Genomic DNA, 24,805 nt, shown 5'->3' on the forward strand with positions numbered 1-24,805 from the left:
GGGGCGTTGCCCCTCCAAGCCACCCCAGCAAAGGCCGAAAGGCCTTTGCAAACCTCTATTTGGCGCCGGGCGGCATGGGCGGAAACGATGCCGGAAGGCGCCCTCGCGCACGAAGCACACGTGGACGGTCCGACTTGGCTGCTGCGCCGGGCGCCAACAGATTGCGGTCCAGGGGGTCCAACCCCCTGGCGGGGTGGTTCGGAGGGGCGGAGCCCCTCCGTTCTCCAATGGCGAAGCCGACGCGGCCATCAGAACGGCACAACGCCTTTCCCCGGGAGCCGCCCATGACCGCGAAGACCGCCATCCTCGGCGCCGGCGCCTGGGGAACCGCGCTCGCCATCCAGGCGGCCCGCGCCGGCTGCGACGTGGCGCTCTGGGCACGGGATACTGCCCGGGCCGAGGCCATTGCGGCCGCGCGCGTCAATCAGCGTTACCTGCCCGGCATCGCACTTCCCGACGCCGTCAAGGTCACCGCGGATGCCGAAGAAGCGCTGGGCGGCGCTGCGCTGGCGCTGATGGTCGTGCCGGCCCAGGCGCTCGCGCGCGTGCTGGCTGCGATGCCGGTGCGCGGCGTGCCACTGCTCGCCTGCTGCAAGGGCGTGGAGGCGTCGACGCTGCGCCTGCCGCTCGAGATCATCGAGGCGATCCGTCCCGGCCTGTCTGCGGGCGTGCTGTCAGGGCCGAATTTCGCGCATGAGGTCGCGCGCGGCCTGCCCGCCGCCGCGGTCGTCGCCGCGGCCGACCCGGCGCTGCGGGAGGCTGGGCTCGCGCTGCTCTCCTCGCCCGCCTTCCGGCTGTATGGCGGGGAGGACCCGATCGGCGCGGAGGTCGGCGGCGCGGCGAAGAATGTCATCGCCATCGCTGCCGGCGCAGTGATAGGGGCGGGGCTGGGGGAGAATGCCCGCGCGGCGCTGGTCACGCGCGGCCTGGCGGAGCTGTCGCGCCTTGCCGTCGCACTGGGTGGCCGCGCGGAGACGGCGGCGGGCCTGACCGGGTTGGGCGACCTGATGCTGACCTGCGCCGGGCCGGGCAGTCGCAACATGTCGCTCGGCCTGGCGTTGGGACGAGGCGAGAGCCTGGCCGCGGTGCTGGCGGGGCGGGCCGGCGTGACGGAGGGTGTGGCAACAGCGCCCGCGATCGTCGCGCGCGCCGCGGCGGCCGGGGTGGAACTGCCGATCTGCGAAGCGGTGGCCGACCTCGTGGCGGAACGCATCACCGTGCCGGAGGCGATGGCCCGGCTGCTCGCGCGCCCGCAGCGCGCCGAATAGCCTGCGGGGCAGACGGTGCGCGCGCCTCGGCATCGTGGGGCCTGCGCCCCGGACGGCGTGCCGGTGATCGGCGCCTGTCGCAACTGAGGCAGAATCTGCTCGAGCTTGCCGACGCGAGCGATCTCGCCCCGTGCGACGCGATAGGAACCGTCGCGGTCGCCGCGCGGGTGCTACCGCGATCGATGGCGAACCGATGTGTATCCAGGCAGTGACGGGCCGTCGCGAGGGGGCGACTGCCCCCCCGCCGTGGCGGCGTCAGCCGGCCTTGACGCGGCGCGCCGGCTGGTCGGCCCGCGCCGCGATGCGGGCGCGGATGCCGTCCAGCGCCGCGTCCCCTTCCTCGAGGACCGGCGCGCAAGCCGCGGCGCGATAGCGCCCGTTGCTGCGCATCGCCTCGAAGTCCACGACCAGCGCGGCCACCTTCGCATTGTCGAAGAGGTGGCGATTGCCGTCGTCGAAGTAGGTCTCGGTCACCGCGCCCTCGGAAACCACGAGGCCGTGGTGCTCGAGTTCAACGTGATAGTAGGTGACCTCGCGAACCCACAGCTCCTGCACGATGTTGGTGCCGTTCACCAGCAGCCGTGCCGGCACCAGGCGGCCATCGAGGTGGATGGCGTGCTCGGGGCTGACGCGCAGGTCGCGGAAGGGCACGCCCGAGGCCAGGGCGCCGGCCTTGATCAGGATCGGCGCGGCCTTCGCGCGGTCGCGCTGGCGCGCGACGTTCACCTGGGTGCGGCCGACCCAGACCAGCGGCTGCAGCGGCGCACCGCCATGGGCCGCCACCACGAGGTCGCCCGCGCGCAGGTGCTCGACCGGCACTTCGCCGCGGGCAGTCGCGATGCGCGTGCCTTCGGCGAAGCAGACGATGACGTCGTTGTCAGGGTCGTAGCCGTAGACGGTGATGGTGTCGGGCCCGTCGCCGCCGTTCACCGTATTGTAGAACAGCGTCGACCCGTCGCCGCCGTCGACCGTTTCCCACGGATCGTCGCCGCCGCCGGTCCAGCCCTGGAAGTCCAGGGTGTCGTTGCCGCCGCCGAGGTAGATCGTGTCGTTGCCACCCCCGTCGGACCAGGAATAGCTGTCGTCGCCGCCGCCGAGATGAATGGTGTCGGCACCGCCGCCGGCAATCACCGTATCGTTGCCATCGCCGAGAACGTAGTTGCCGAAGTCGGAGATGGTGTCGATGCCACCCTGGCCATCATTGACGGTGTCGGCACTCAGGTCGAGCACCACCGGCGCATCCGAACCCGAGTAGTCGAGCGTGTTGGTGCCGCCGCCGCCGACCAGGCTGTCGTTGCCGGCCGAGCCGACGACGGTGTCGTCGTTCGCACCGCCGTCGATCGTCTCGTTGCCGGACCCGCCGACCAGGCTGTCGTTGCCGGATCCACCGACGAGGCTGTCGTTGCCGCCACCGCCAACGATGGTGTCGTTGCCGCCGCCGCCGTTGATGGTGTTGTCGTCGCTGTTGCCCGTCAGCGAGTCGCCCCCGCTGCCGCCGAGGATGTTCTCGATGCCCTGGAGCGTGTCGTTGCCCGCCGCGCCGGTGGCCGTGCCGTTGCCGGATTCGTCCAGTGTCACGGTCACGGCCGAGCCGGTGCCGTTGTACGAGGCCCAGTCGTCGCCGGTGCCGCCGATCAGCGTGTCGTCGCCGCCGCCGCCGCTCAGCGTATCGTTGCCGGCGCCGCCGTCGAAGAGGTTGTTCGCGTTGCCAGTGCTGACGATGGAGTCGTCGCCGGCGCCGCCGGTGACGTTCTCGATGCCGGTCAGCGAATCGCTACCGACATCGGCGCCGCCCTGGCCGGTGCCGTTGCCGCTGTTGTTCAGATTGACGACGACGTCGCTGGTGGCGCTGCTGTAGTCGGCAAGGTCGGTGCCGGAACCGCCGATGAGGCTGTCGTTGCCCGCACCGCCGTTGAGCGTGTCGTTGCCGCCGCCGCCGTTCAGCGTGTCATTGCCGGCGCCGCCCCAGAACTGGTTGGCCGTGTCGCCGCTTCCGCCGAAGATGCTGTCATTGCCCGAGCCGCCGATCGCGTTCTCGAACCCGTAGGCACGGTCGCTGCCTGCGCCGCCCGTCACGTTCACGCCGGACGTCGCGCCGAGGCTCGCCGTGACAGCGCCGCTGATGTTGGAGAAGTCCAACAGGTCGATGCCGTCACCGGCCTGGATGGTGTCATTGCCGAGCGTCGCGACCACCGTGTCGTCGCCGGAACCCGCGTCGATCGATTCCGCCTGCGCGCCGCCGACGATGCTGTCGTTGCCCGCGCCGCCGATCAGCGTATCCCGCCCGCCCTGGCCGAGAATGGTGTCGTTGCCGTCGCCGCCGTCGAGGAGGTCCATATCCTCCTCGCCGGACTGTGGTGCGGTGCCGATTAGGTAGTCGTCGCCGGCTTCGCCATAAGCCGTGTCGCCGTAGTTCGTGACGATCGTGTCGTTACCGGCGCCGCCCCAGAGCACGTTGTCCGCCGTCGAGCCGCCGGTGAGATGGTCGTTACCCCAGCCACCGCGCAGGTTCTCGAACTGATTGATGCCAATGTTGTCGCCCTGGGCATCGCCGCCGGAGGCCGTGCCGTCGATGATGCTGACAGTCACGCCCGCCGTATCAGAGGAATAGGACAGCTCGTCCGTGCCGCTGCCGCCGCGCATGTAGTCGGCGCCGGCGCCGCCTTCGATGGTGTCGTTGCCGCTGTCGCCGGTGAGGCTGTCGTTGCCGACGCCGCCGTAGATCAGGTCGTTGCCGTCACCGCCCGAGACAGTGTCGTTGCCGCCCTGGCCATAGACGGTGTCGTTGCCGCCACGCGCATTGATCGTGTCGTCGCCGCCGAGGGTGATGTTCGCGCCGCCGTTGAGGCTGTCACCGAAGATCAGGTCGGCCTGGTCCGTCGTATTGCCCGAGACGCCGGGGCTCGAGTTATTGGGTGCCCAGGGCCAGCCGCCGCCCGTGATGGTGTCGTCGCCGGTCGTGCCGTTAATCGTGGCCATTGGAACTGTCTCTCCTCAGGATCTGGTCACACCGGCGCACAGGGCCGCGGCGGCGGGTTGAAACGCGAAGAACCCCACGGCGCAGTGCGCTGTGGGGCGGAAAGGGACGGTGATTGCGAAGAGGCGCGTGGCCGGAGGGGCCCGCTCGTCCGGCCCCTCGGCCGCGCTTGCCGGCCGGGCGCCGGGCGCTGGCAGGTCGGGAAGGCGGTCGCGGCGCCCTCGCCGCGGTCTGCGTGAGAGCAGGCGGTGACGCGACCCCCTTGCTCGGCATCTCGGCCTGGCTGTCCCGCATCGGAGAGGTGGCCGCACCAAGTGAGACCGCTTCGCGCAGGACGATCCGCACACCGCGCCGGGCCAGCGCCGCCAAGCGTCGCGCGACCCGCGCACCCGCCGGGGGGGCGGGTGCGCGGGTCGGGCGGCTGGATGCGGGCACCGGGCGGAGCATATTCGGAATCAAAGCGCCAAAAATGAGATGGACAACCTTGTTGCGGGCCGTGTTCTCCGCCGCAATGGCGTAAATTTCAGCGAAGGATTCCCGGTGTGAGAGATTTCCGCCTAATGATACTCGTTAAGGTTGAGTGAACGGGAAACCCTTGAGCAGCCAAACGTGGCGATCAGAAAATGACCTGGACTGGATCGCGGCTGATTTCCGCGCCGATGTGTGACCCCCGATCAGGAGCCGCGGATGCGCGCGTCGCGTGCATCGCGTGACCTGCGGCCAGCGGGGTGCAACCACCTCGCACCTTCGAAACAAACATCACAAAATCGTGATTATTAGAGGCGCCGCGGGAAGCTCAGCAGGGCCGAATCAGTCCACCGTCAGCGCGGCCCCCGCCGCCAGCGGTGCGAGTGGCGCAGCCAAGGACACACCGGCGCCAAGCAGCAAGAGGAACGGCGCCGGCGACAACCCGGCCGCCGCCGCCTCGATCGCCGCGGCCCCAAAGATCACGGCAGGGATCGCCAGCGGCAACACAAGAAGCGGCAGCAGTACTGATCCTCGTCGCGCCCCGAGCGTCAGCGCCGCCCCCACCGTTCCGAGCAGCGACAGCAGTGCCGTCGCGAGCGCCAGCGCCGCCAGCGCCGCGCCCCAGGCCTGGACCGGCAGGTTGAGCAACGCGGCAGCGATCGGCGTAGCGGCAAGCAGCGGCCATCCCGTGGTGATCCAGTGCCCCAGCGCCTTCGCTGCCGCGATTCCACCCCGCGGGAGGCCGGACAGGAGAAGCTGGTCCAGCGTCCCATCTTCCGCATCCGCGCCGAACAGGCGATCGAGCGGCAGCAGTGCCGCCAGCAGCGCCGACGCAAACAGCGCCCCGGGGGCGAGCCGCGCCAGCGTCTCCGGCGCCGGCCCCACGCCGAAGGGAAACAGCGCCGCGACCAGCACGAAGAACAGCACCGCCGCCAGCGTGTCGGCCGGGTGACGCAGCGCCAGGCGGATTTCGCGCGCCAGCAGCGCGGCGAAGGCCCTCACAGTCGCAACTCCTGCGCATCAGGTAAGGGAAGGGGGATATGCGTCGCCGCGACGACGATGCCCCCCGCCGCGCGATGCGCCGCCAGCAGCGGCCCGAGCCGTTCGACCGACGCTGCGTCCAGCCCCGTGGTCGGCTCGTCGAGCAGCCAGAGCGGCACCGGTGCCAAGGCAAGTCGGGCCAGCGCCAGGCGCCGCTTCTGGCCCGACGACAGCACCCGTGCGGGCAGGTCCGCGAGGGGCGCGAGCGCCACGGCATCGAGCGCCGCCTCAACCGAACCGCCGGTAAGCCCGGCAAAGAAGGTCAGGTTCTCCGCGACGGTCAGCGCCGGCTTCAGTGCATCCTGGTGCGAGAGGTAGCGCAACCGCGCGGCATGGGCCGCCGGGTCCAGCGCGATGTCTTCGCCACGCCACAGCACCGCGCCTTCCGCAGGGCGAAGTAGTCCAGTGAGAATGCGAAGCATTGTCGACTTGCCGGCGCCATTCGCGCCTGTCAGCAACAATGCAGCGCCCGCCGACAATCTCAGGGACAGGCCCGAGAATACGACGCGGTCGCCCCGCAGGCAGGCGAGGTCATGCACCTCAAGCATCGCCTCGCCTGTTTCGCTCAAACCTGCCCCCACTCCATGGACCGTTTCCGGCCGTCATGCTTTAAACCGCCCGTTTGTGCAGCCGCGAGTGCGGCTTCGGACCGAATGAAGGGCACCCCAACCATGCGGATGATCGGGCAGGACAGCCTGAAGACCCGCCGCACCCTAGCGGTGGACGGCAAGACCTATCACTACTTCAGCCTGCCCGAGGCGGCCAAGAGCATCGGCGACATCGCCCGCCTGCCCTACAGCCTGAAGGTGCTGCTCGAGAACGTGCTGCGCTTCGAGGATGGGCGCTCCTACACCGTGGACGACGCGAAGAAGATCGCGGAGTGGGTGAAGGAAGGCCGCTCGACCAAGGAAGTGCCGTTCCGTCCGGCGCGCATCCTGCTGCAGGACTTCACGGGCGTGCCCGCCGTCGTCGACCTCGCCGCGATGCGCGATGCGCTGCTGAAGCTCGGCGGTGACCCGCGCAAGGTGAACCCGCTTGTGCCGGTCGACCTCGTCATCGACCACTCGGTGATGGTGGACGTCTCCGGCACGCCGACCGCGCTGCAGCAGAACGTCGACATCGAGTTCGAGCGCAACGGCGAGCGCTACGAGTTTCTCCGCTGGGGCCAGGAGGCGTTCAACAACTTCCGCGTCGTCCCGCCGGGCACCGGCATCTGCCACCAGGTGAACCTCGAGTACCTGGCGCAGGTGGTCTGGACCGCGACCGACACCGGCGACACCTTCGCCTTCCCAGACAGCTGCTACGGCACGGACAGCCACACGACGATGGTGAACGGCCTCGGCGTGCTGGGCTGGGGCGTCGGCGGCATCGAGGCCGAGGCGGCCATGCTCGGCCAGCCGATCGCCATGCTCATCCCCGACGTCATCGGCTTCAAGATGCACGGCAAGCTGAAGGAAGGCGTCACCGCGACCGACCTGGTGCTGACCGTCACCCAGATGCTCCGCAAGAAGGGTGTGGTCGGCAAGTTCGTCGAATTCTTCGGCCCGGGCCTCGATGAGCTGCCGCTCGCCGACCGTGCGACCATCGGCAACATGGCGCCGGAGTACGGGGCGACCTGCGGCTTCTTCCCGGTGGACGAGACGACGCTCGGCTACCTCAGCCTGTCCGGCCGCGACGAGCACCGCATCAACCTGACGCGCGACTATCTGAAGGCGCAGGGCATGTTCCGCGAGAAGGACACGCCCGATCCGGTCTTCACCGACACGCTGGAGCTCGACCTCGCGAGCGTCGGTCCCTCCATGGCTGGCCCGAAGCGGCCGCAGGACCGCGTGGCGCTGGACGGCGTCGGCGCTGCCTTTGGCAAGGACCTCGCGGCGGGCACGATGGGCGTGCCCGGCGACAAGGCCGATCTGCGCGTCGCCGTCGAGGGTGCCGAGTACGACCTTGGCCATGGCGACGTGGTGATCGCGGCGATCACCTCCTGCACCAACACCTCGAACCCCTATGTGCTCGTGGCCGCCGGCCTCGTCGCGAAGAAGGCGGTGGAGAAGGGGCTGACCGCGAAGCCGTGGGTGAAGACCTCGCTCGCGCCGGGCTCCCAGGTCGTGACCGAGTACCTGGATAAGTCAGGCCTGCAGACCTACCTCGATGCGCTGGGCTTCCAGACTGTCGGCTATGGCTGCACCACCTGCATCGGCAATTCCGGTCCGCTCGCGGACCCGATCGTGGATGCGGTCGAAGGCAACAAGCTGGTCGTGACCTCGGTGCTGTCGGGCAACCGGAACTTCGAAGGCCGCGTGCACGCCAATGTCCGCGCGAACTACCTCGCTTCCCCGCCGCTGGTGGTTGCCTACTCGCTCGCCGGCACGGTGAAGAAGGACCTGACGAAGGAACCGATCGGCAACGGGAAGGACGGCCAGCCGGTTTTCCTGAAGGACATCTGGCCGACGCAGAAGGAAGTGTCGGACACGGTGCATGCCGTCGTGACGCGCGCCATGTTCCAGGAGCGCTACGGCGACGTGTTCAAGGGTCCGCAGCAGTGGCAGGCGATCCGCGTCGACGCGGACAGCGACACCTATCGCTGGAACTCGGGCTCCACCTATGTGCAGAACCCGCCCTATTTCGAGGGCATGACGATGGAGCCGGGCGCGGTTTCCTCGATCAAGGGCGCGCGCATCCTGGCCGAGCTCGGTGACTCGATCACGACGGACCACATCTCCCCGGCCGGTTCGATCAAGAAGGCGTCGCCGGCGGGCGAATACCTGCTGGAACACCAGGTGCGGCAGGCGGACTTCAACAGCTACGGCGCGCGCCGCGGCAACCACGAAGTCATGATGCGCGGCACCTTCGCCAACATCCGCATCAAGAACGAGATGGTGCCCGGCGTCGAAGGCGGCATCTCGAAGCACTACCCGTCCGGCACCGTGGCGCCGATCTACGACGTCGCCATGATGTACAAGAAGGAAGGCGTGCCGCTGGTCGTCATCGGCGGCAAGGAGTACGGCACGGGCTCCTCGCGCGACTGGGCGGCGAAGGGCACCTTCCTGCTCGGCGTGAAGGCGGTCATCGCAGAGAGCTTCGAGCGCATCCACCGCTCGAACCTCGTCGGCATGGGCGTGCTGCCGCTGGTCTTCAAGGAAGGCGAGAGCCGGGAGACGCTCGGCCTGACCGGCGACGAGACCATCGACATCCTGGATGTCGAGAATCTCCGCCCGCGCATGATGATGGATGTGGTTATCACCCGCGCCGATGGCTCGAAGGTGAACACCCAGGTGCTCTGCCGCGTCGATACGGCCGACGAGGTCGAGTACTACAAGAACGGCGGCATACTGCACTACGTGCTGCGCGGGATGGCGAAGGCGGCATAAGCCGCCGCCATCGCCGAGGACGATCGAAGGGCGCGGTTCCGGAAGGGGCCGCGCCCTTCTTCTGTCCCGCTGCGCGACCGTCAGCGACCCCGCGTCACATTCCCATCGCTCGCCGTGCGAAGAACCGCTTCAACCCCGGCACCCGGTCCACGGCTGCGATACCGAGCCGCCGCGCCAGCCGCACCGGCGGCAGGCGGGACGTGAACAGCCGCTCCAGCCCGTGCGTCGCGCCGAGCATCAGCAGGCTGTCCGGGCGCCGTGCCGCCTGATAGCGCGCGAGCAGCGCGGGTGCGCCCGGGTCTTCCCCGGCCTGCACCGCCGCCGTCACCAGATCGGCCAGCACGGCGACGTCGCGGAAGCCGAGGTTCAACCCCTGCCCGGCGATGGGATGGATGCCGTGCGCGGCATCGCCCACCAGCGCGAGCCGCTGGTCCACGTAGCGCATCGCGTGCATGGCCGAGAGCGAATAGGACCAGCGCCGCCCGATCGGCGTGACGGCGCCGAGATGATCGCCGATCCGTGCCGCGATCTGCCGGCCATAGGCCGCGTCGTCCATCGCGAGGCAGCGGGTCGCCACCGCGGTGCGCTCGGTCCATACGATGGCGCTGACATGCGGGTGGCCGTCGGTGCCGGTCATCGGAAGCTGCGCGAAGGGGCCGGAGGGCAGGAATTGCTCGACCGCCTGGTTGTGGTGCGGCTTCTCATGCGCGATGGCGCCGACGATGCCGAGGCAATGGTAGTCGAGCCGCGTCACCGGGATGCCCGCGGCCTCGCGCAGCGGGGACCGACGTCCTTCGGCGCCGACGACGAGGCGCGCGCGGACTTCCTCCCCCGTCGAGAGGTGGACGATGACGCCCTCCGCCATGCGCGTGACGGAAGCCGTTGCCGGCGCGAAGACCGAGAGTTCAGGCAGCAATGGCAGGCGCGCATTCAGCGCGACGCGCAGCGCGCGCGCCTCGACCATCCAGCCGAAAGGCTCGTCGGTGAGCTCCGCGTGGTCGAAATGCAGCGACAGCGGTGAGGCGCGTTCGCCCGGCCGGCCATCGGCGACCCGGATCCCGTGGATCGGGCAGGGTTCGGCGGGCAGCTTCTCCCACACCCCGGCGGCGTCGAGCAGCCGGCGGGACGTAAGGGCGATGGCATAGGCGCGGCCATCGAAGGCAGGCAGTTCCATCGGTGGCAGCGGGGCGGCATCGACCACCGCGGTGCGAACGCCACCCGCGGCCAGCGCCGCCGCCAGCGTGGCGCCGACCGGCCCGGCGCCCAGGATGCAGACCTCGACCTCGTTCATGCGGTCATTCTACGCGCGGCGGCTTCACCTGCCATCATGCCTTCAAATCAGGCAGATGCCCGATTCATTGGCGCCTGTTCCGGCGACATCGCGCGGATCCCTATGCAACGCCCGGTTTCGCCTGTGGCACGGGACTTGGAATGAAGTCCCGCATCCGCCGAGAGAAGGAACAGGACGGCGCCATGAAACTGGTGATGGCAGTGATCAAGCCCTTCAAGCTGGATGAGGTGCGCGAGGCGCTCACCCCGCTCGGCGTGCAGGGGCTGACGGTGACCGAGGTGAAGGGGTTCGGCCGGCAGAAGGGCCAGACCGAGATCTACCGCGGTGCCGAATACCACGTGAGCTTCCTGCCCAAGGTGAAGATCGAGGTCGCCGTGCCGGCCGAGCTCGCCGACGCCGTCGTCGAGGCGATCGCCACGACCGCGCGCACCGGCAAGATCGGCGACGGCAAGATCTTCGTCCTGGATGTGGAGCGCGCCCTGCGCATCCGCACGGGCGAGTCCGACAACTCGGCGCTGTGAGGCGGACGGCCATGCACGGAAAGGATACAAGCAAGGTGAAGCGCATTCTTGCGCGCGGCGGGCTCGCCGCCGCTGCCATGATGGTCGCGGCGATGCCCGCGATGGCCCAGGAAGCCCCGAAGGTGGATACGGGCGATGCCGCCTGGATGCTCACCTCCACCGCCCTGGTGCTGATGATGACGATCCCGGGCGTCGCGCTCTTCTACGCGGGCATGGTCCGCAAGAAGAACGTGCTCGCCACGATGATGCAGTCCTTCTTCATCACCGCGCTCGTCTCGGTGTTGTGGATGGTGGCGGGCTATTCCATCGCCTTCGGTGAGGGTGGGGCCTATTTCGGCGACTTCTCCCGCGTGCTGCTCGCCGGCGTGGCGGACAAGTGGGACCAGCCCTTCTCGCTGGGCACGGGCGATTCCGCGGTGGCCTTCACCGTGCCCGAGACGATCTTCATGATGTTCCAGATGACCTTCGCGATCATCACCGCCGCGCTGATCACCGGCGCGGTGGCGGACCGCATGAAGTTCTCCGCGCTGGTGGTGTTCATCACCCTGTGGTCGCTGCTGGTCTATTCGCCGGTCGCGCACTGGGTGTGGCATCCGAATGGCTGGCTGTTCCAGGACGGCGCGCTCGACTTCGCGGGCGGCACGGTGGTGCACATCAATGCCGGCGTGGCCGGCCTGGTCGCCGCTATCGTCCTCGGCAAGCGCATCGGCTACGGCACCGAGAACATGTCGCCGTTCAACCTCGGCCTCGCCGTCATCGGCGCCTCCCTGCTGTGGGTGGGCTGGTTCGGCTTCAACGCCGGCTCGGCGGCATCGTCGGGCGGCGGGCGCGCGGGCATGGCGATGCTGGTCACGCAGATCGCGGCGGCGGGCGCGACGCTCTCCTGGGTGGTCATCGAGTGGATGACGAAGGGCAAGCCGTCCGTGCTCGGCGCCATCTCGGGCGCGGTGGCGGGCCTTGTCGCCATCACCCCGGCGGCTGGCTTCGTCCTGCCGGGCTCCGCGCTGATCATCGGCGTGGTTGCCGGCCTGGCCGGCTTCTGGGGCGCAACGGCGCTGAAGCACGCGCTGGGCTATGACGACAGCCTGGACGCCTTCGGCGTGCATGGCATCTGCGGCATCGTCGGTGCGCTGATGGTGGGCTTCCTGGCCTATGGCCCGCTCTCGGCCACCACGGCCTCGCCGGAAGGCGTCAGCGGCTCGATGGCGCAGTTCATCAAGCAGTGCACGGCGGTGGGCGCGACCATCGTCTTCACGGCGGTGTCGACCTTCATCCTGCTGAAGATCGTCGACGTGGTGATCGGCCTGCGCGTGAGCGAGGAAGAGGAACGCGAGGGCCTCGACGTCACGCTGCATGGAGAGCGCCTGAACTGAACCGGGATCGGGGCGGCTGCCCCGTCCCGCCAACCGACCGGACCGGGCGCGGGGCTTGCCTCCGCGCCCGCATCCTTTTCCGCCTTGCCCTGCTCGATTCAGCCGAACGCTTCGTCCACCGGGACGCGCAGGGCTTCCGCCAGCCGGTTCGTCTCGGCTGCCATGCCGAGCACGGCGAGCAACTCGCCATGCATCTCCGGCGTCATGCCCTTCGTCCTCGCCGCCGCGGTATGGGAGGTGACGCAATAGGTGCACCCCGCCGCGGCGGAGGCCGTGAGGTACAGCATCTCCTTGACCAGCGGATCGAGCGCGCCGGGTGCCATCACATGCTTCAGGCTTTCCCACGTCCGCGCGAGCGTGGGCGGATGGACGGCGAGCGCCTTCCAGAAGTTGTTCACGTCGGCGACGCCGCGTGCGGCCTTGATGTCGTCGAACACCGCCCGGACCTCGGGCGGTGCTTCGTCGTACGAGATGAGTCGGCTCATATTCCGGGCCGCGTCATGGTTCGGCATATAGCCGCTGCGACAACCCAGGACGCGATCCCGTTGCCTGTCCGACGATCTCGCCGTCGGAAAGGCTGCGCTGCATCAGCCCGGCTCGCCCGGGGCGGCCAGCTCCAGGCGGTAGCCTCCGGTCTCCGTCACCAGGATGCGGGTCTCCGCCGGGTTCGGCTCGATCTTCTGCCGCAGGCGGTAGATGTGCGTCTCGAGCGTATGGGTCGTCACGTTGCTGTTGTACCCCCACACCTCGTTCAGCAGGATCTGCCGCGGCACCGGCTTGCCGCCGGCGCGGTAGAGGAACTTCAGGATCGCCGCTTCCTTCTCGGTCAGGCGCAGGCGCTTCCCGTTGGCGGGGTCGTGCAGCTGCTTCGCCGCCGGGCGGAACAAATACGGCCCGACCTGGAAGATGGCGTCCTCACTGCTGTCGTAGACGCGCAGCTGCACGCGGATGCGCGCCAGCAGCTCTGCCAGGCGGAACGGCTTCGCGATGTAGTCATTCGCCCCCGCATCGAGGCCGCTCACGATGTCCGCCTCCGCGTCGGAGCCGGTCAGCATGATGATCGGCATGCGGAAGCCGCTGCGGCGGATGCGCACGCAGAACTCGCGTCCATCGCCGTCCGGCAGAGTCAGGTCCAGCAGAATAAGGTCGAAATGTACCCCAGCCGTGGCCAGCAACGCCTCTGCCTCGGTGAGCCGCCCCGCCACGGACGGCTCAAACTCGCTGTCCAGCGCCAACTGGTCCTTCAAGGTCGCGGCCAGCGCCGCATCATCCTCCACGATAAGAACCGGACGCGGCCCTGCCATACGAGCTGATCCCCTCTATCTCTCAGCGGTTTCAACCGCCGGCCGGCGAAACGGTTTCAAAAAAACTTGCGTGACGTATGAACCGCTACGCTTTCTTGTGCCAGCGCCTGCCCTGCCGATAGGGTCAAATCGCGCAGCTGTGATGGCGGGGCTGGGGAACTGGACGACGCAAGGAAACGTACCACATCCAGCATCGATGTGCTGCCTTCGGCACGCCATAGTTCGGGCGCGCCATCGAATCACCCTACGGAACGCCAGTCCATGACGCCACAAGGCAGCCGCGCCGCCGAGACCCAGATCGATGCCGCGCGCGATTCGCGCATCCTGGCGCTCCGGCAAGTCCATCGCGCCGTGGCCGAGTTGCGCCGCGGGACGCCTGTGCTGCTGAACGGGCCGGATGCCTGCCTCGTGGTTGCCGCGGCCGAAACCGTCGGCGCTCTCGGCCTGGCCGAGCTTTCGGACGCGGCGCACGCTGCGCCTGTGCTTCTGCTCGCGCCGATGCGGGCTGCCGCCGTGCTGCAACGCCCCGTGCCCCATGCCCCCGAGGATGAGGGTGCCGTAGCCCTACGGCTGAACCCCACCCTGACCGAGCCGGAGGTCCTGCGCAGCCTCGCCGACCCGACCGCTGACCGCATGCTGCCGGAGCAGCCCGAGCGTGTGACGGCTCCGCCGCTCGCCCACGCCGCGATTGCGCTGGCGAAGCTCGGGCGCCTGCTGCCGGCGCTGGTCGCCGCGCCAGCCGGGCCGGTGGCGGCCGCACGGATGTCGCTGCTCGCCGTCGATGCCGCCGACGTCATCGACTATCCAGCGACCGCCGCGACGTCGCTGACGCGCGTTGCCGACGCGCGCGTGCCGCTCGAAGGCGCACGGGATGCGCGCGTCGTCGCGTTCCGCGCCGCGGACGGCGGCATCGAGCATCTGGCGATTCTGGTCGGCACGCCTGAACGGACCGCCGTGGAGGGCGGCGCGCCGCTGGTGCGAGCACATTCCGAATGCTTCACCGGCGACCTGCTCGGCAGCTTGCGCTGCGATTGCGGCCCGCAGCTCCGCGGCGCGATCGCTCGCATGGCTGCCGACCCGGCCGGCGGTGTGCTGCTGTATCTCGCCCAGGAAGGCCGTGGCATCGGACTGGTGAACAAGCTGCGCGCCTATACGCTGCAGGATGGCGGGCTCGATACGCTCGATGCCAACCGCGCGCTGGGCTACGGTGCCGACGAACGCAATTTCCTCGTCGCCGCCACGATGCTGCGCGTCCTCGGCGTCGAGCGCGTGCGGCTGCTGACGAACAACCCTGACAAGATCAATGGCCTTGCCGCCTGCGGCATCGAGGTGCTGGGCCGCGAAGCCCACGCCTTTGACCCGAACGGGGTGAACGATGGCTATCTTCGCACCAAGGCGGCACGCTTCGGCCACTTGCTGCCGGAATGAGTGGCACGGCCATCGTCACGCCCGACGCCCTGCTGCGCTTTCGCGGCCAGACGCTGCGCTGCGCGATCGGTGCCGGCGGCATTCGTTCCGACAAGCGGGAAGGGGATGGCGCGACCCCGGTCGGCCTGCTGCCGATCCGCCGCCTGCTGTGGCGAGCCGACCGCGGCCCGCGCCCTGGCGGCGCCATTCCCGCCGAGCCGATCGCGCCCGAGGACGGCTGGTGCGACGACGTGGGGGACCCAGCCTACAACACCCGTATTCGGCTGCCGCATGGCGCCCGCCACGAGCGCCTGTGGCGCGACGATACGGTCTACGACGTCATCGGCGTGCTTGGCTGGAACGACGCGCCGGTAGTGCGCGGGCGCGGCAGCGCGATCTTCCTGCACCTCGCACGGCCCGGCCTGCCACCGACCGAGGGCTGCGTCGCGCTGCCTGAGGCGGAACTACGGCGCCTGCTGTCAGAGGGGATGGCGGCGCTGGAGATTCGGGGCTGAGGAGGCTGCCTTGGCCGGAGGGGCGCTGGCACTTCGGCTGTTGAGTTGGAGGGGCTTTGCCCCTCCAAGCCACCCCACCAAAGGCCGAAAGGCGTTTGGAAACCTTAAATTGGCGCCGTGCACCATGGTTAGAATCGCGCCGAGACTCGATTTGGCGCACGAAACGCGCCTGGCGGCGGCAACGAAGCCTCAGTGCCCGGCACCAACAGCTTGCGGTCCAGGGGGTCCAACCCCTGGCGGGGTGGTTCGGAGGGGCAGCGCCCCTCCGACCTCCGACGGTAGATCCGACGGGCCTTCAGCAGGAGGCGAGCGGCGTGCGCCCGCCGATCCCGGAGCGGCTGAGGAGGACGACCGTCCTCACTCGGCTGCGCGCGCCTGCGTCGCCACAAGCGGCACGATCCCCGGCAGCGAGGACCCTTCCCAGAGCTGGGCCAGCAGCGCCTTCGCCGGCGCGGATCCCACCGCATCCGACGTCAGTTCCAGGAACTTGTCGGACAGGTCCTGGTCGGACAGCGGCGCATCGGGATCGCCCTTGCGCGTATGCTGGTGCCTGTTCAGCACGCGGCCATCCTTCAGCGTGATCGTCACCTTCGCGGACCGCTTGGACGGGAACGCCGCCGCGCATTCGGGGTCAAGCGTCACCGACACCTTCGCCATCAGCGCACGCGTCTCCGGATCCGCCAGACGGTCCGGCGTGAAGGCAACGAGTCGCACACCACCATGCCGCAGCATGGTCGCGGCCGTGAATTGCGCGGAGAACCGGCAATCCTGCTCCGTCATGGCATTCGGCCGGTCGCAGACTTCCTTCGTGGCCTTGTAGCCGCCGATCAGCACGCTCTCGACATCTTCCGGCTTGAAGCCGTTCTCGAGATGCAGGTCGCGCACGGCGTCCAGCGCGGCGAAGATGTGGCCGCAGCAGCCATGGTTCTTGAAGGTCATGTCAGTGATGGCGAAAGGCTTGCCGATCCCGGCCAGCGCCATCTCCCACTTGCCGGTGTCCTCGCTGGTCGCGGCCGCGAAGCCGGCCGGGCCGTGCAGCACGTCCAGCGCGCCAGTCATGCCCTTCGCGGCGGACATGGCGGCAAGCGCGCCGGCCTCGGCCGCATGGCCGGGATGCAGAGGCTTCGACATGCCCTCGCCGCGGAAAGCCTGCTGCAGCCCCGACGCCATCGTGGCAGCCGTCGCGATGGCATGCGCGATGCGCGTCTCGTCGCAATCCAGCAGCACGGCGACGGATGCGGCGGCGCCGAAGGTGCCGACCGTCCCGGTAGTGTGCCAGAAATCGTAGTGCGACGGCTGCACCGCGCGGCCGATGCGGCAGGACACCTCATAGCCGGCGGCGAGGGAGCGCAGCAGCGTCTCCATCGTCACGCCGCGCGCCTGGGCCGCGGCCAGCGCAGCCGCGATCGTCGGGCAGCCCGGGTGATAGACGGCGTAGCGATAGATGTCGTCGAACTCGACCGTGTGGGACGCCGTGCCGTTCAGCAGCGCGGCATGGCGCACCGGCACGCGCCGCCCTGAGACGTAGCAGACAGCGCCGCCGCCGCCGCGCGTCTCGTCCTCCAGGGCGGCGGACATCAGCGTGGCAGGCTCCCGCCAGGCGCCGGCGAGAAGGGCGGCGAACCAGTCCACCAGGGCGCGTCGCGCGTGATGCGCGACCTCGGTATCGAGCGGGCGCGACTTCCAGGTGGCGGCGTGGTCGGCGAGGACGAGGAGCGGATTCGTCATAGTCATGCTGCTCACGCGTTGCCGCGGAGCACCTCCTTGTTGATGACGACGTCGGGGTCGAGCTGGCCCTTGAGATGGGCGAAGATGCTCTCGGCGCAGGACAGCCCCATGCGGCGGGTGGATTGATCCGTCGCCGCCGCCGAGTGCGGCGAGACGACGACATTGGCGAAGTCGAGGAAGGGCAGCTTGGTGGTCACCGGCTCCTCCCAGAACACGTCGAGGCCGGCCGCGCCCAGATGGCCGGTCTTCAGCGCATTGGTCAACGCCGTCTCGTCCACCAGCGTCCCACGCGCCGTGTTGATATAGGCGGCACCCGGCTTCATGGCGGCGAAGAAGGCCGCATTGACCATGCCGCGCGTCTCGATGTTGGACGGGCAGTGGGTGGTCACGATATCGGCGGCGGCCAGGCCTTCATGCAGCACCTTCACCGGCTTGAATCCCGCGCCCTTGATGGTGTTCTGCGGAATGTAGGGGTCGTGGACCAGCACATCCATCCCGAAGGCGGCGCATAGCCGCGCCACCCGCCCGCCGATCCGCCCGAAGCCCACCACCAGCACGGTCAGCCCCGCGAGGTCCAGCGTGCGCAGCGACGGCTTCGGGCCCCAGTCCAGTGCCTTGGTGTTGCGATCATAGTCGATGGTGCGCCGCGCCGTGGTCAGCATCAGCATCATCGCGTGTTCGGCAACCGAAACGGCATTGGCATCCGGGGTGACGGTCAGCGGGATGCCGCGTTCCGTCAGCGCCTCGACATCCACGGCGTCATAGCCGACGCCGTGGCGGGCGCAGATGCGCAGCGCCGGGGCATTGGCGAGGAAGGCGCGGTCGATCTTCGTCGAGCGCACGATGATGGCATCCGCCGTCCTCATCGGCTCGGCCAGCGTCTCCGGCGTCACCGGGTCGAGCATCGTGACCGTGTAGCCCGGCTCGGCGCGCAGCCGCGCCATGGCATCGGGATGGAGCGGGCGGAGGCAGACGACGTGCGGCATGGATGGTTCCCTGCTTACTCGACGGTGGCGCCGGAGATGCGGACGAGTTCCGCCCATTTCGGGATCTCGGCGGCGATGAAGGTGGCGAAGGCCTCGGGGTTGGACCCGACCGGCTCGCTGCCCTGTTCGGCGAGCTTCGCGCGCAGCGCATCGGTGCGCAGCACGGTCGCGATCTCGTTCGACACGCGCAGCACGACCGGGGCGGGCGTGCCGGCGGGGGCGAAGATGCCGTTCCACAGCGCGACCTCGAAGCCGGGAATGGTCTCGGCGATGGTCGGCACCTGCGGCAGCAGGGCGGAACGCCGCGCGGTGGTGATGGCGATGGCGCGCAGCCGCCCGGCCTGGACATGGGCGATGACCTCGACCAGCGGCGCGGCCATCGCCTGGATCTTGCCGCCGATCAGGTCCGTCACGGCGGGCGCGCCGCCGCGATAGGCGACGTGCGTCACCTCGATCCCGGCCTTCGCCGCGATCATGGCGGCGGACAAATGCTGGGACGTGCCGGAACCCGCATTGCCGAAGTTCAGGCTGCCCGGCCGGGCCTTGCCCAGGGCGATGAGCGCCGGGAGGTCCTGCGCCGGCACATCCGGGCTGATGACCAGCAAATTCGGGATGAAGGCGACCTGGCTGACCGGCGCGAAGTCGCGCTGCGCGTTGAACGGGATGTTGCGGTACAGCGCGGCATTGGTGGCGTGGGTCGAGCTGGTTCCGAGCAGCAGCGTGTACCCATCGGGCGTGGCGCGCGCGACGGCCTCGGAGCCGATGTTGCCGCCGGCGCCGGGCCGGTTCTCGACCACCACGGGCTGGTCGAGCCGGGCCGAGATGGCCTCGGCCACCAGCCGTGCCGTCACGTCGGAGCTGCCCCCCGGTGCGAAGGGCACGACCATGCGGATCGGCCGGTCCGGCGACCAGGATGCCTGCGCCTGTGCGAGGGCAGGCGTGGCCAGGGCGGCGGCGATGAGACTGCGGCGATACATCGTTTCCTCCGATCGCCGGTCTGTCGCCGGCCTGGTTCGGGACGGCGGCCGGGTGTGCCGGCCGCCGCTGCTCTCAAAGCTGGTGGTAGGCGGCGTCCCCCAGGATCGCTTCGCGCATCCGGTGCTGGATGGCGGCACCATCGCGGGGCGGCAGGACCAGCTTCTTGCTGCCGGCGTCGATCTTGGCGACGGCGAAGAACGGCCCGTCGCCCGCATGGATCGCGGCGCGCAGCGCGGGCACTTCCTCGGGCTTCGTCACGAACATCGTGTGCTTGAAGCCGGCGCCCTTCGCCATGGCGACCAGATCGACGCCGTATTTCGTCGCCGTCTCCTGCATGCCGGTCTCGCCGTAATGCTCGTTGTCCTGCACGACGATGGCGAGGTTCTTCGGCTTCTTCACCGCGATGGTGGCGAGCGCGCCGATGCCCATCAGCATCTCGCCATCGCCCGTCAGCACCAGCACGGGCCGCGTCGGCTGCGCCTGCGCGAGGCCGAGCCCGATCATCGCCGCCGCACCCATGCCGCCCCACAGCGGTAGGTTCAGCTTGTGGTCGCCCACCGCCGTGATGTCCCAGCAGGGCGCGCCGAGGCCGGCGATCACCGCCAGATCACCGCGGTCGGCCAGCAGCGCGCGGGTCAGTTCGCGACGGTCGAGTTTTCCGGATTCCGCAAGCATCGTCTCAATCCTTGCCGAAGGTCTTGGCGCCGATCACGCGCTGGCCGATCAGGGCCGCGGCGGGGCGGAAGGTGTTGAAGGCCATGCGGATCACGGCATCGACGGTCGGCGCGATGTCCTCCGGCGTGTCGGCGCGCTTCACCAGCGTGCCCATGGCTTCCAGCACCGCCTGGGTGGCGTTGCCCATCGGCACCTGGGCCGGGTTGAACTCCCCGAAATCGCCGCGCATCGTCACCAGCATCGGCATCGGGCAGCGATGGATGTGCGACAGCGACAGCATGTTGATGCAGTTGCCGACGCCGGAGGACTGCATCAGCAGCACCGACTTGTCCCCGCCGAGCCAGGCGCCCTGCATCAGGGCGATGCCTTCTTCCTCGGTCGTCAGGGTGGTGACGATGATCTCGTTGTCGGCCAGGCAGCGCTTGATCAGGCGAGAATGGCCCGCATCCGGCACCAGGCAGACCTGCCGGATCTCGTGCTTCTTCAGCAGGTCGTAGATCTGGTCCGGCCAGGCGTCGGCAGCATCCGGCGCCTTGTCGATCGCGTTGGGATCCATCCGTTTCCTCGGAAATTCAGGCTGCCTGCATCCTAGGGCGAGGCGTCGGGCTGGCAAGACCGCCGCTCGGCGCGGCATCATGAGGCCATGCCCTTCGCGCAGACCATCGGCGGCACGCGTTACGTCTTCGGAGACCTGAAGGCGCTGATGGCGCGCGCCACGCCGCCGCGGTCGGGCGACGCGCTGGCCGGGGTGGCGGCGGAGAGTGCGGCCGAGCGGGTTGCCGCCCAGCGCGCCCTGGCCGACCTGCCGCTGGCGCATTTCCTGTCCGAGGCCGTGATTCCCTATGAGGCCGACGAGGTCACGCGGCTGATCATGGACCGCCACGACGTGGCGGCCTTCGCACCGGTCCGACACCTGACGGTCGGCGGCTTCCGCGACTGGTTGCTGGCGGCCGATCCCGCCGCGGTCACGGCGCTGGCGCCGGGCCTGACGCCGGAGATGGTCGCCGCCGTCTCCAAGATCATGCGCGTGGCGGACCTGATCCAGGTCGCGGCGAAGTGCCGCGTCATCACGCGCTTCCGCAACACGATCGGCCTGCCGGGCACGCTGTCCATCCGCCTGCAGCCCAACCACCCGACCGACGATCCGCGCGGCATCGCGGCCTCGGTGCTGGACGGGCTGCTGTTGGGCGCGGGCGACGCGGTGATCGGCGTGAACCCGGCGACCGACAATGTCGAGGCGGTGATGCGCGTGCTCGACATGCTCGACACCGTGCGGGACCGCTTCGCCATCCCGACGCAATCCTGCGTGCTGTCGCACGTGACGACGACGATGCTGGCGATGGATCGCGGCGCACCGGTCGACCTGGTATTCCAGTCCATCGGCGGTACCGAGGCGACCAACACTTCCTTCGGCGTGTCGCTCTCTACGCTGCGGGAGGCGCGCGAGCAGGCATTGTCGCTGAAGCGCGGCACGGTCGGCGACAACGTGATGTATTTCGAGACCGGCCAGGGCAGCGCGCTGTCCGCCGAGGCGCATCACGGCGTCGACCAGCAGACCATCGAGGCCCGCGCCTACGCCGTTGCGCGCGAATTCGCACCGTTGCTGGTCAACACCGTCGTCGGCTTCATCGGCCCGGAATACCTGTTCGACGGCAAGCAGATCATCCGCGCCGGGCTCGAGGATCATTGCTGCGGCAAGTTGCTCGGCCTGCCGATGGGGGTCGATGTCTGCTACACCAACCATGCCGAGTCCGATCAGGACGACATGGATACGCTGCTGACCTGCCTCGCGGTCGCCGGCGTGACCTATGTGATGGGCGTGCCCGGCGCGGATGACGTGATGCTTGCGTACCAATCAACTTCTTTCCATGACGGGCTGACGGCGCGGGCGATGCTCGGCAAGCGCGCGGCGCCGGAGTTCGAGGAATGGCTTGCGCGCATGGGCATCGGGAGCGACACGGATCGCATCCCCGCGCGGCTTTCGCCGGCGCTGATTGGCTTGTCGTGACGACGCCGTCGCTCTGGCGCGACCTGCGACGCTTCACCGACGCCCGTGTCGGGTTGGGCCGCGCCGGCACGGCGCAGCCGACCGCTGCGCATCTGGATTTCCAGGAAGCGCATGCCCGCGCACGGGATGCGGTGTGGTCGGGGCTCGATGTGCGGGCGCTGGAGGTGGCGCTCGACCGCCCGGTGCGGCGCGTCCGCAGCGCCGCGCCGGATCGCCGGACCTTCCTGCTGCGGCCGGATCTCGGGCGGCGCCTGGCCGACGACACCGAACTGCCGCGCGCGCCCGGCACAGTTGCCATCGTCATCGCGGATGGTCTCTGCGCCATCGGCGTGCAGCGCCACGCGCCGGCCGTGCTGCAACGCCTGCTGCCGCTGCTGCCTCTCCCCGTCGGCCCGATCGTCATTGCCGAACAGGCCCGCGTCGCGCTCGGTGACGACATCGCCGAACGTCTCGGCGCCGCCGCCGTCGTGGTGATGATCGGTGAGCGCCCGGGGCTTTCGGCGACCGACAGCCTCGGCCTCTACCTCACCTGGACGCCGCGCCGCGGGCGCACGGATGCCGAGCGCAACTGCATCAGCAATATCCGCCCCGGCGGCCTGACCTATGACGAAGCCGCCGCCAAGGCCGCCTGGCTGCTGCGCGCCGCGCAGACGCTCGGCGCGACCGGCGTTGCGCTGAAGGACGACATGCCTGCTACCGCCCTGCCCGCGCCATGCTGATTCGCGTCACCGCCCGTATCGCCATCGAGGAGGATGAGCTGACGGAGGATTTCCTCCGCGCCTCCGGCCCCGGCGGGCAGAACGTCAACAAGTTGGAGACGGCGGTTCAGCTCCGCTTCGCCGCGATGGCCTCGTCCAACCTGCCGGAGGCGGTGAAGATGCGGCTCGCGACGCTCGCCGGGCGGCGCATGACGAAGGACGGCGTGCTTGTCATCACGGCGCAGCGGCACCGGATGCGCGAACGCAACCGTGAAGATGCTCTCGAGCGGCTGCTGGCGTTGTTGCGGGAGGCCGCGACGCCACCACCGCCGCCGCGCCGGGAGACCAAGCCCTCCCGTGCCGCCAAGGCCCGCCGCGTCGATGAGAAGACCCGTCGCGGCACCACGAAGCGCCTGCGCAGCGGCAGGCCTGGAGACGAATGATGCCGACCCGCCCCTGCCGCATCCTGACCGTCGCCATCGAGCGCGACGCCCGCGACGTCTACGCCTTCGCCTCGCAGCCGAAGAACCTGCCGCGTTGGGCGGCTGGCCTTGGTTCCGGCGTGACGCGGGACGGCGACGACTGGCTCGTGGACGCGCCGCAGGGCCGTCTGCGCATGCGCTTCGCGCCGCGGAACGACTACGGCGTGATCGATCACACCGTCATCCTGCCCGATGGCAGTGAGGTCGACGTGCCCGTCCGCATCCTGCCGAACGCATCGGGCGCGGAGGTGATCTTCGCCCTGTTCCGCCAGCCTGGCATGTCGGACGCCGATTTCGAGCGCGACGCCACGGCGGTCGCCGGCGACCTCGCGACGCTCAAGCGCCTGCTCGAAGCCTGACTATCGCCGCAGCGTGTCCATGAAGCGCTGGTGGTTCCAGTCGTTCTGCCGCTGCTGCTGCTGATACTGCTGCTGTTGCTGCTGGAACTGGAACTGCTGCTGCTGCATGCGCTGCTGGTGGTCCCAGGCCTGCTGCTGCGGCGAGTACCCGCCGGCGTTCGGCGCCATGCCACCACCGCCACCCATCATCCCGCCGCCGAAGGCCTGCTGGTACGCCATCATCACCTGCTGGGCGCCCATCTGGTACATCTGGCAGGCCTGCGGATTGCCCTGCTGGCAGGCCATCTGCGCCTGCATCAGCTCCTGCGCCGCCTGCTGAAGTTGCGGCACCAGCATGCAGCCCTGCTGATTGCCCTGCTGGCACTGCATGTTCGCGGCCTGCATCATCTGCATCAGCGGCTGGCCCACCTGCGGGTCCAGCCCCTGCGCCGCCGCCGGCTGCGCCATGCCAAGGGCGATCGCGATCGCCCCACCCAACCCGATCAGCCCCGACTTCGCCACCGCGCCATTCCTCGTTCCCGACGCCGTGATCTTATGCCGGAACGGATCGGCCCTGTACCCGAAATGCTTCGCTGTCCGATCGCGCGGGTCAGCCCAGCATCTGCCCGCCATCCACCACGATGGTCTGCCCCGTCACCCACCGCGCCAGCGGCGAGGCGAGGAACATCACCACATCCGCGACCTCCTCGGGCGCGCCGAGCCGCCCGAACGGGATCCCCGCCAGGATGCGGTTGTACAGCTTGGGATCGTCCGTCCGCCGCTTCTCCCAGGACCCGCCGGGGAACTCGATCGAACCCGGCGCGACGGAATTCACGCGAATGCCGTCCTTCGCATACATCGACGCCTGGGACGCCGTGTAGTTGATCACTAGCGCCTTCACCGCCGCATAGGCCGGCGACCGTGTGGACGGCGCGAGGCCCGAGATCGAGGTGGTGTTGACGACACACCCCTTCGACGCGCGCAGGTGAGGCAGCGCCGCGTTCGACGCCCGCACCGTCGCCATGACATCGACATCGAGGCCGCGCTTCCAGGCCTCCTCGGTATCCGGTGCCCCGAAGCCGGACGCGTTGTTGACCAGCACATCGATGCCACCGAGCGTCCCCGCGGCAGCCTCGACCCACGCGGCGATCTGCCCGGCGTCCGCCAGGTCCGTCGGCTGGACATGGGCGATGCCCTCCGCCGTCAGCGCCGCCAGCCCATCCGCCCCGCGCGCGCAGGCCGACACCTTCGCCCCGGCTTTCGTGAAGCCGAGCGCGATCGACCGCCCGATCCCGCGGCTGCCGCCCGCCACCAACACCCGCTTCCCCGTGAAGTCGAAGCCCATCGCGCGATCTCCGTTCCGATCGGCGCCATCCTGG

Annotated in this window: 23 protein-coding genes; 10 read left to right on the forward strand and 13 right to left on the reverse strand. The window is 69.4% G+C overall.

Annotated elements, in window-relative coordinates:
* Positions 1–284 precede the first annotated feature (284 nt).
* Positions 285–1,268: an NAD(P)H-dependent glycerol-3-phosphate dehydrogenase gene (locus GXW78_RS23710; protein WP_211871389.1), complete on the forward strand. Its 984-nt coding sequence runs from the start codon at positions 285–287 to the stop codon at positions 1,266–1,268.
* 255 nt (positions 1,269–1,523) lie between these two features.
* On the opposite strand, the gene GXW78_RS23715 is transcribed toward GXW78_RS23710, so the two are convergent.
* The 3 genes from GXW78_RS23715 to ccmA form a co-directional block, all read right to left on the reverse strand.
* Entirely contained in the window at positions 1,524–4,247 is a 2,724-nt protein-coding gene (locus tag GXW78_RS23715; protein WP_211871390.1) for a Hint domain-containing protein, read from the reverse strand.
* Positions 4,248–5,055: 808 nt separating this feature from the next.
* Entirely contained in the window at positions 5,056–5,715 is a 660-nt protein-coding gene (gene ccmB / locus GXW78_RS23720) for a heme exporter protein CcmB (protein WP_211871391.1), read from the reverse strand.
* Positions 5,712–6,323 (reverse strand): heme ABC exporter ATP-binding protein CcmA, encoded by a 612-nt coding sequence (ccmA, locus tag GXW78_RS23725; RefSeq protein ID WP_338147831.1) that lies wholly within the window; start codon positions 6,321–6,323, stop codon positions 5,712–5,714. The genes ccmB and ccmA overlap by 4 nt, the downstream gene beginning before the upstream one ends.
* A gap of 102 nt (positions 6,324–6,425) precedes the next feature.
* Here ccmA and acnA point away from each other — a divergent pair, with 102 nt between their 5' ends.
* Positions 6,426–9,122, forward strand: a complete 2,697-nt coding sequence (acnA, locus tag GXW78_RS23730; RefSeq protein WP_211871425.1) for an aconitate hydratase AcnA — start codon at positions 6,426–6,428, stop codon at positions 9,120–9,122.
* Positions 9,123–9,216: 94 nt separating this feature from the next.
* Here the strand turns inward: acnA and GXW78_RS23735 are convergent, their stop codons facing one another.
* Complete coding sequence (locus GXW78_RS23735) at positions 9,217–10,413, reverse strand: UbiH/UbiF/VisC/COQ6 family ubiquinone biosynthesis hydroxylase (protein ID WP_211871392.1); 1,197 nt, start codon at positions 10,411–10,413, stop codon at positions 9,217–9,219.
* 182 nt (positions 10,414–10,595) lie between these two features.
* Between GXW78_RS23735 and GXW78_RS23740 the strand changes: the two genes are divergently transcribed.
* The gene (locus GXW78_RS23740) at positions 10,596–10,934 is read left to right on the forward strand and encodes a P-II family nitrogen regulator (protein WP_188971707.1); all 339 of its coding nucleotides are present in this window, start codon (positions 10,596–10,598) and stop codon (positions 10,932–10,934) included.
* A gap of 11 nt (positions 10,935–10,945) precedes the next feature.
* Positions 10,946–12,307, forward strand: a complete 1,362-nt coding sequence (locus GXW78_RS23745; protein WP_211871393.1) for an ammonium transporter — start codon at positions 10,946–10,948, stop codon at positions 12,305–12,307.
* 98 nt (positions 12,308–12,405) lie between these two features.
* On the opposite strand, the gene GXW78_RS23750 is transcribed toward GXW78_RS23745, so the two are convergent.
* Both GXW78_RS23750 and GXW78_RS23755 read right to left on the reverse strand, forming a co-directional pair.
* Positions 12,406–12,792, reverse strand: coding sequence for a carboxymuconolactone decarboxylase family protein (locus GXW78_RS23750; RefSeq protein WP_211871394.1), 387 nt, complete (start codon positions 12,790–12,792; stop codon positions 12,406–12,408).
* 102 nt (positions 12,793–12,894) lie between these two features.
* Positions 12,895–13,611 (reverse strand): response regulator transcription factor, encoded by a 717-nt coding sequence (locus GXW78_RS23755; protein ID WP_211871395.1) that lies wholly within the window; start codon positions 13,609–13,611, stop codon positions 12,895–12,897.
* A 261-nt stretch (positions 13,612–13,872) separates the two neighbouring features.
* Here GXW78_RS23755 and GXW78_RS23760 point away from each other — a divergent pair, with 261 nt between their 5' ends.
* Complete coding sequence (locus GXW78_RS23760) at positions 13,873–15,039, forward strand: GTP cyclohydrolase II (RefSeq protein WP_211871396.1); 1,167 nt, start codon at positions 13,873–13,875, stop codon at positions 15,037–15,039.
* Complete coding sequence (locus tag GXW78_RS23765) at positions 15,036–15,533, forward strand: L,D-transpeptidase family protein (protein ID WP_211871397.1); 498 nt, start codon at positions 15,036–15,038, stop codon at positions 15,531–15,533. Before GXW78_RS23760 ends, GXW78_RS23765 begins: the two co-directional genes overlap by 4 nt.
* Positions 15,534–15,890: 357 nt before the next feature.
* On the opposite strand, the gene GXW78_RS23770 is transcribed toward GXW78_RS23765, so the two are convergent.
* The 5 genes from GXW78_RS23770 to GXW78_RS23790 all read right to left on the reverse strand — a co-directional run bounded on the left by GXW78_RS23770 (position 15,891) and on the right by GXW78_RS23790 (position 20,456).
* The gene (locus GXW78_RS23770) at positions 15,891–17,261 is read right to left on the reverse strand and encodes an MmgE/PrpD family protein (RefSeq protein ID WP_211871398.1); all 1,371 of its coding nucleotides are present in this window, start codon (positions 17,259–17,261) and stop codon (positions 15,891–15,893) included.
* A gap of 11 nt (positions 17,262–17,272) precedes the next feature.
* Positions 17,273–18,247, reverse strand: a complete 975-nt coding sequence (locus GXW78_RS23775) for a hydroxyacid dehydrogenase (protein WP_211871399.1) — start codon at positions 18,245–18,247, stop codon at positions 17,273–17,275.
* Between the two features lie 14 nt (positions 18,248–18,261).
* Positions 18,262–19,224: a Bug family tripartite tricarboxylate transporter substrate binding protein gene (locus GXW78_RS23780; RefSeq protein WP_211871400.1), complete on the reverse strand. Its 963-nt coding sequence runs from the start codon at positions 19,222–19,224 to the stop codon at positions 18,262–18,264.
* A gap of 73 nt (positions 19,225–19,297) precedes the next feature.
* Positions 19,298–19,900, reverse strand: coding sequence for a thiamine pyrophosphate-dependent enzyme (locus GXW78_RS23785; RefSeq protein WP_211871401.1), 603 nt, complete (start codon positions 19,898–19,900; stop codon positions 19,298–19,300).
* A 4-nt stretch (positions 19,901–19,904) separates the two neighbouring features.
* A complete protein-coding gene (locus GXW78_RS23790; protein ID WP_211871402.1) occupies positions 19,905–20,456 on the reverse strand; it encodes a thiamine pyrophosphate-binding protein in 552 nt (183 codons plus the stop codon).
* Between the two features lie 87 nt (positions 20,457–20,543).
* Between GXW78_RS23790 and GXW78_RS23795 the strand changes: the two genes are divergently transcribed.
* Genes GXW78_RS23795 through GXW78_RS23810 form a run of 4 tightly spaced genes read left to right on the forward strand, consistent with a single transcriptional unit; the run spans position 20,544 to position 23,447 of the window.
* On the forward strand, positions 20,544–21,908 hold the full coding sequence (locus GXW78_RS23795) for an ethanolamine ammonia-lyase subunit EutB (protein WP_211871403.1): 1,365 nt from the start codon (positions 20,544–20,546) through the stop codon (positions 21,906–21,908).
* Positions 21,905–22,627 carry an ethanolamine ammonia-lyase subunit EutC gene (gene eutC / locus GXW78_RS23800; protein ID WP_338147832.1) on the forward strand — a complete coding sequence of 241 codons (723 nt, stop codon included), beginning with the start codon at positions 21,905–21,907 and terminating at the stop codon, positions 22,625–22,627. The genes GXW78_RS23795 and eutC overlap by 4 nt, the downstream gene beginning before the upstream one ends.
* Positions 22,621–23,049 carry an alternative ribosome rescue aminoacyl-tRNA hydrolase ArfB gene (gene arfB / locus GXW78_RS23805; protein ID WP_211871405.1) on the forward strand — a complete coding sequence of 143 codons (429 nt, stop codon included), beginning with the start codon at positions 22,621–22,623 and terminating at the stop codon, positions 23,047–23,049. Before eutC ends, arfB begins: the two co-directional genes overlap by 7 nt.
* A complete protein-coding gene (locus GXW78_RS23810; protein ID WP_211871406.1) occupies positions 23,049–23,447 on the forward strand; it encodes an SRPBCC family protein in 399 nt (132 codons plus the stop codon). Before arfB ends, GXW78_RS23810 begins: the two co-directional genes overlap by 1 nt.
* On the opposite strand, the gene GXW78_RS23815 is transcribed toward GXW78_RS23810, so the two are convergent.
* Complete coding sequence (locus GXW78_RS23815; RefSeq protein WP_211871407.1) at positions 23,448–23,948, reverse strand: hypothetical protein; 501 nt, start codon at positions 23,946–23,948, stop codon at positions 23,448–23,450.
* Between the two features lie 88 nt (positions 23,949–24,036).
* Positions 24,037–24,771 (reverse strand): SDR family NAD(P)-dependent oxidoreductase, encoded by a 735-nt coding sequence (locus GXW78_RS23820; RefSeq protein WP_211871408.1) that lies wholly within the window; start codon positions 24,769–24,771, stop codon positions 24,037–24,039.
* Positions 24,772–24,805 lie beyond the last annotated feature (34 nt).

This window comes from Neoroseomonas terrae, assembly GCF_018129025.1.
GTDB classification, from domain to species: domain Bacteria; phylum Pseudomonadota; class Alphaproteobacteria; order Acetobacterales; family Acetobacteraceae; genus Neoroseomonas; species Neoroseomonas terrae.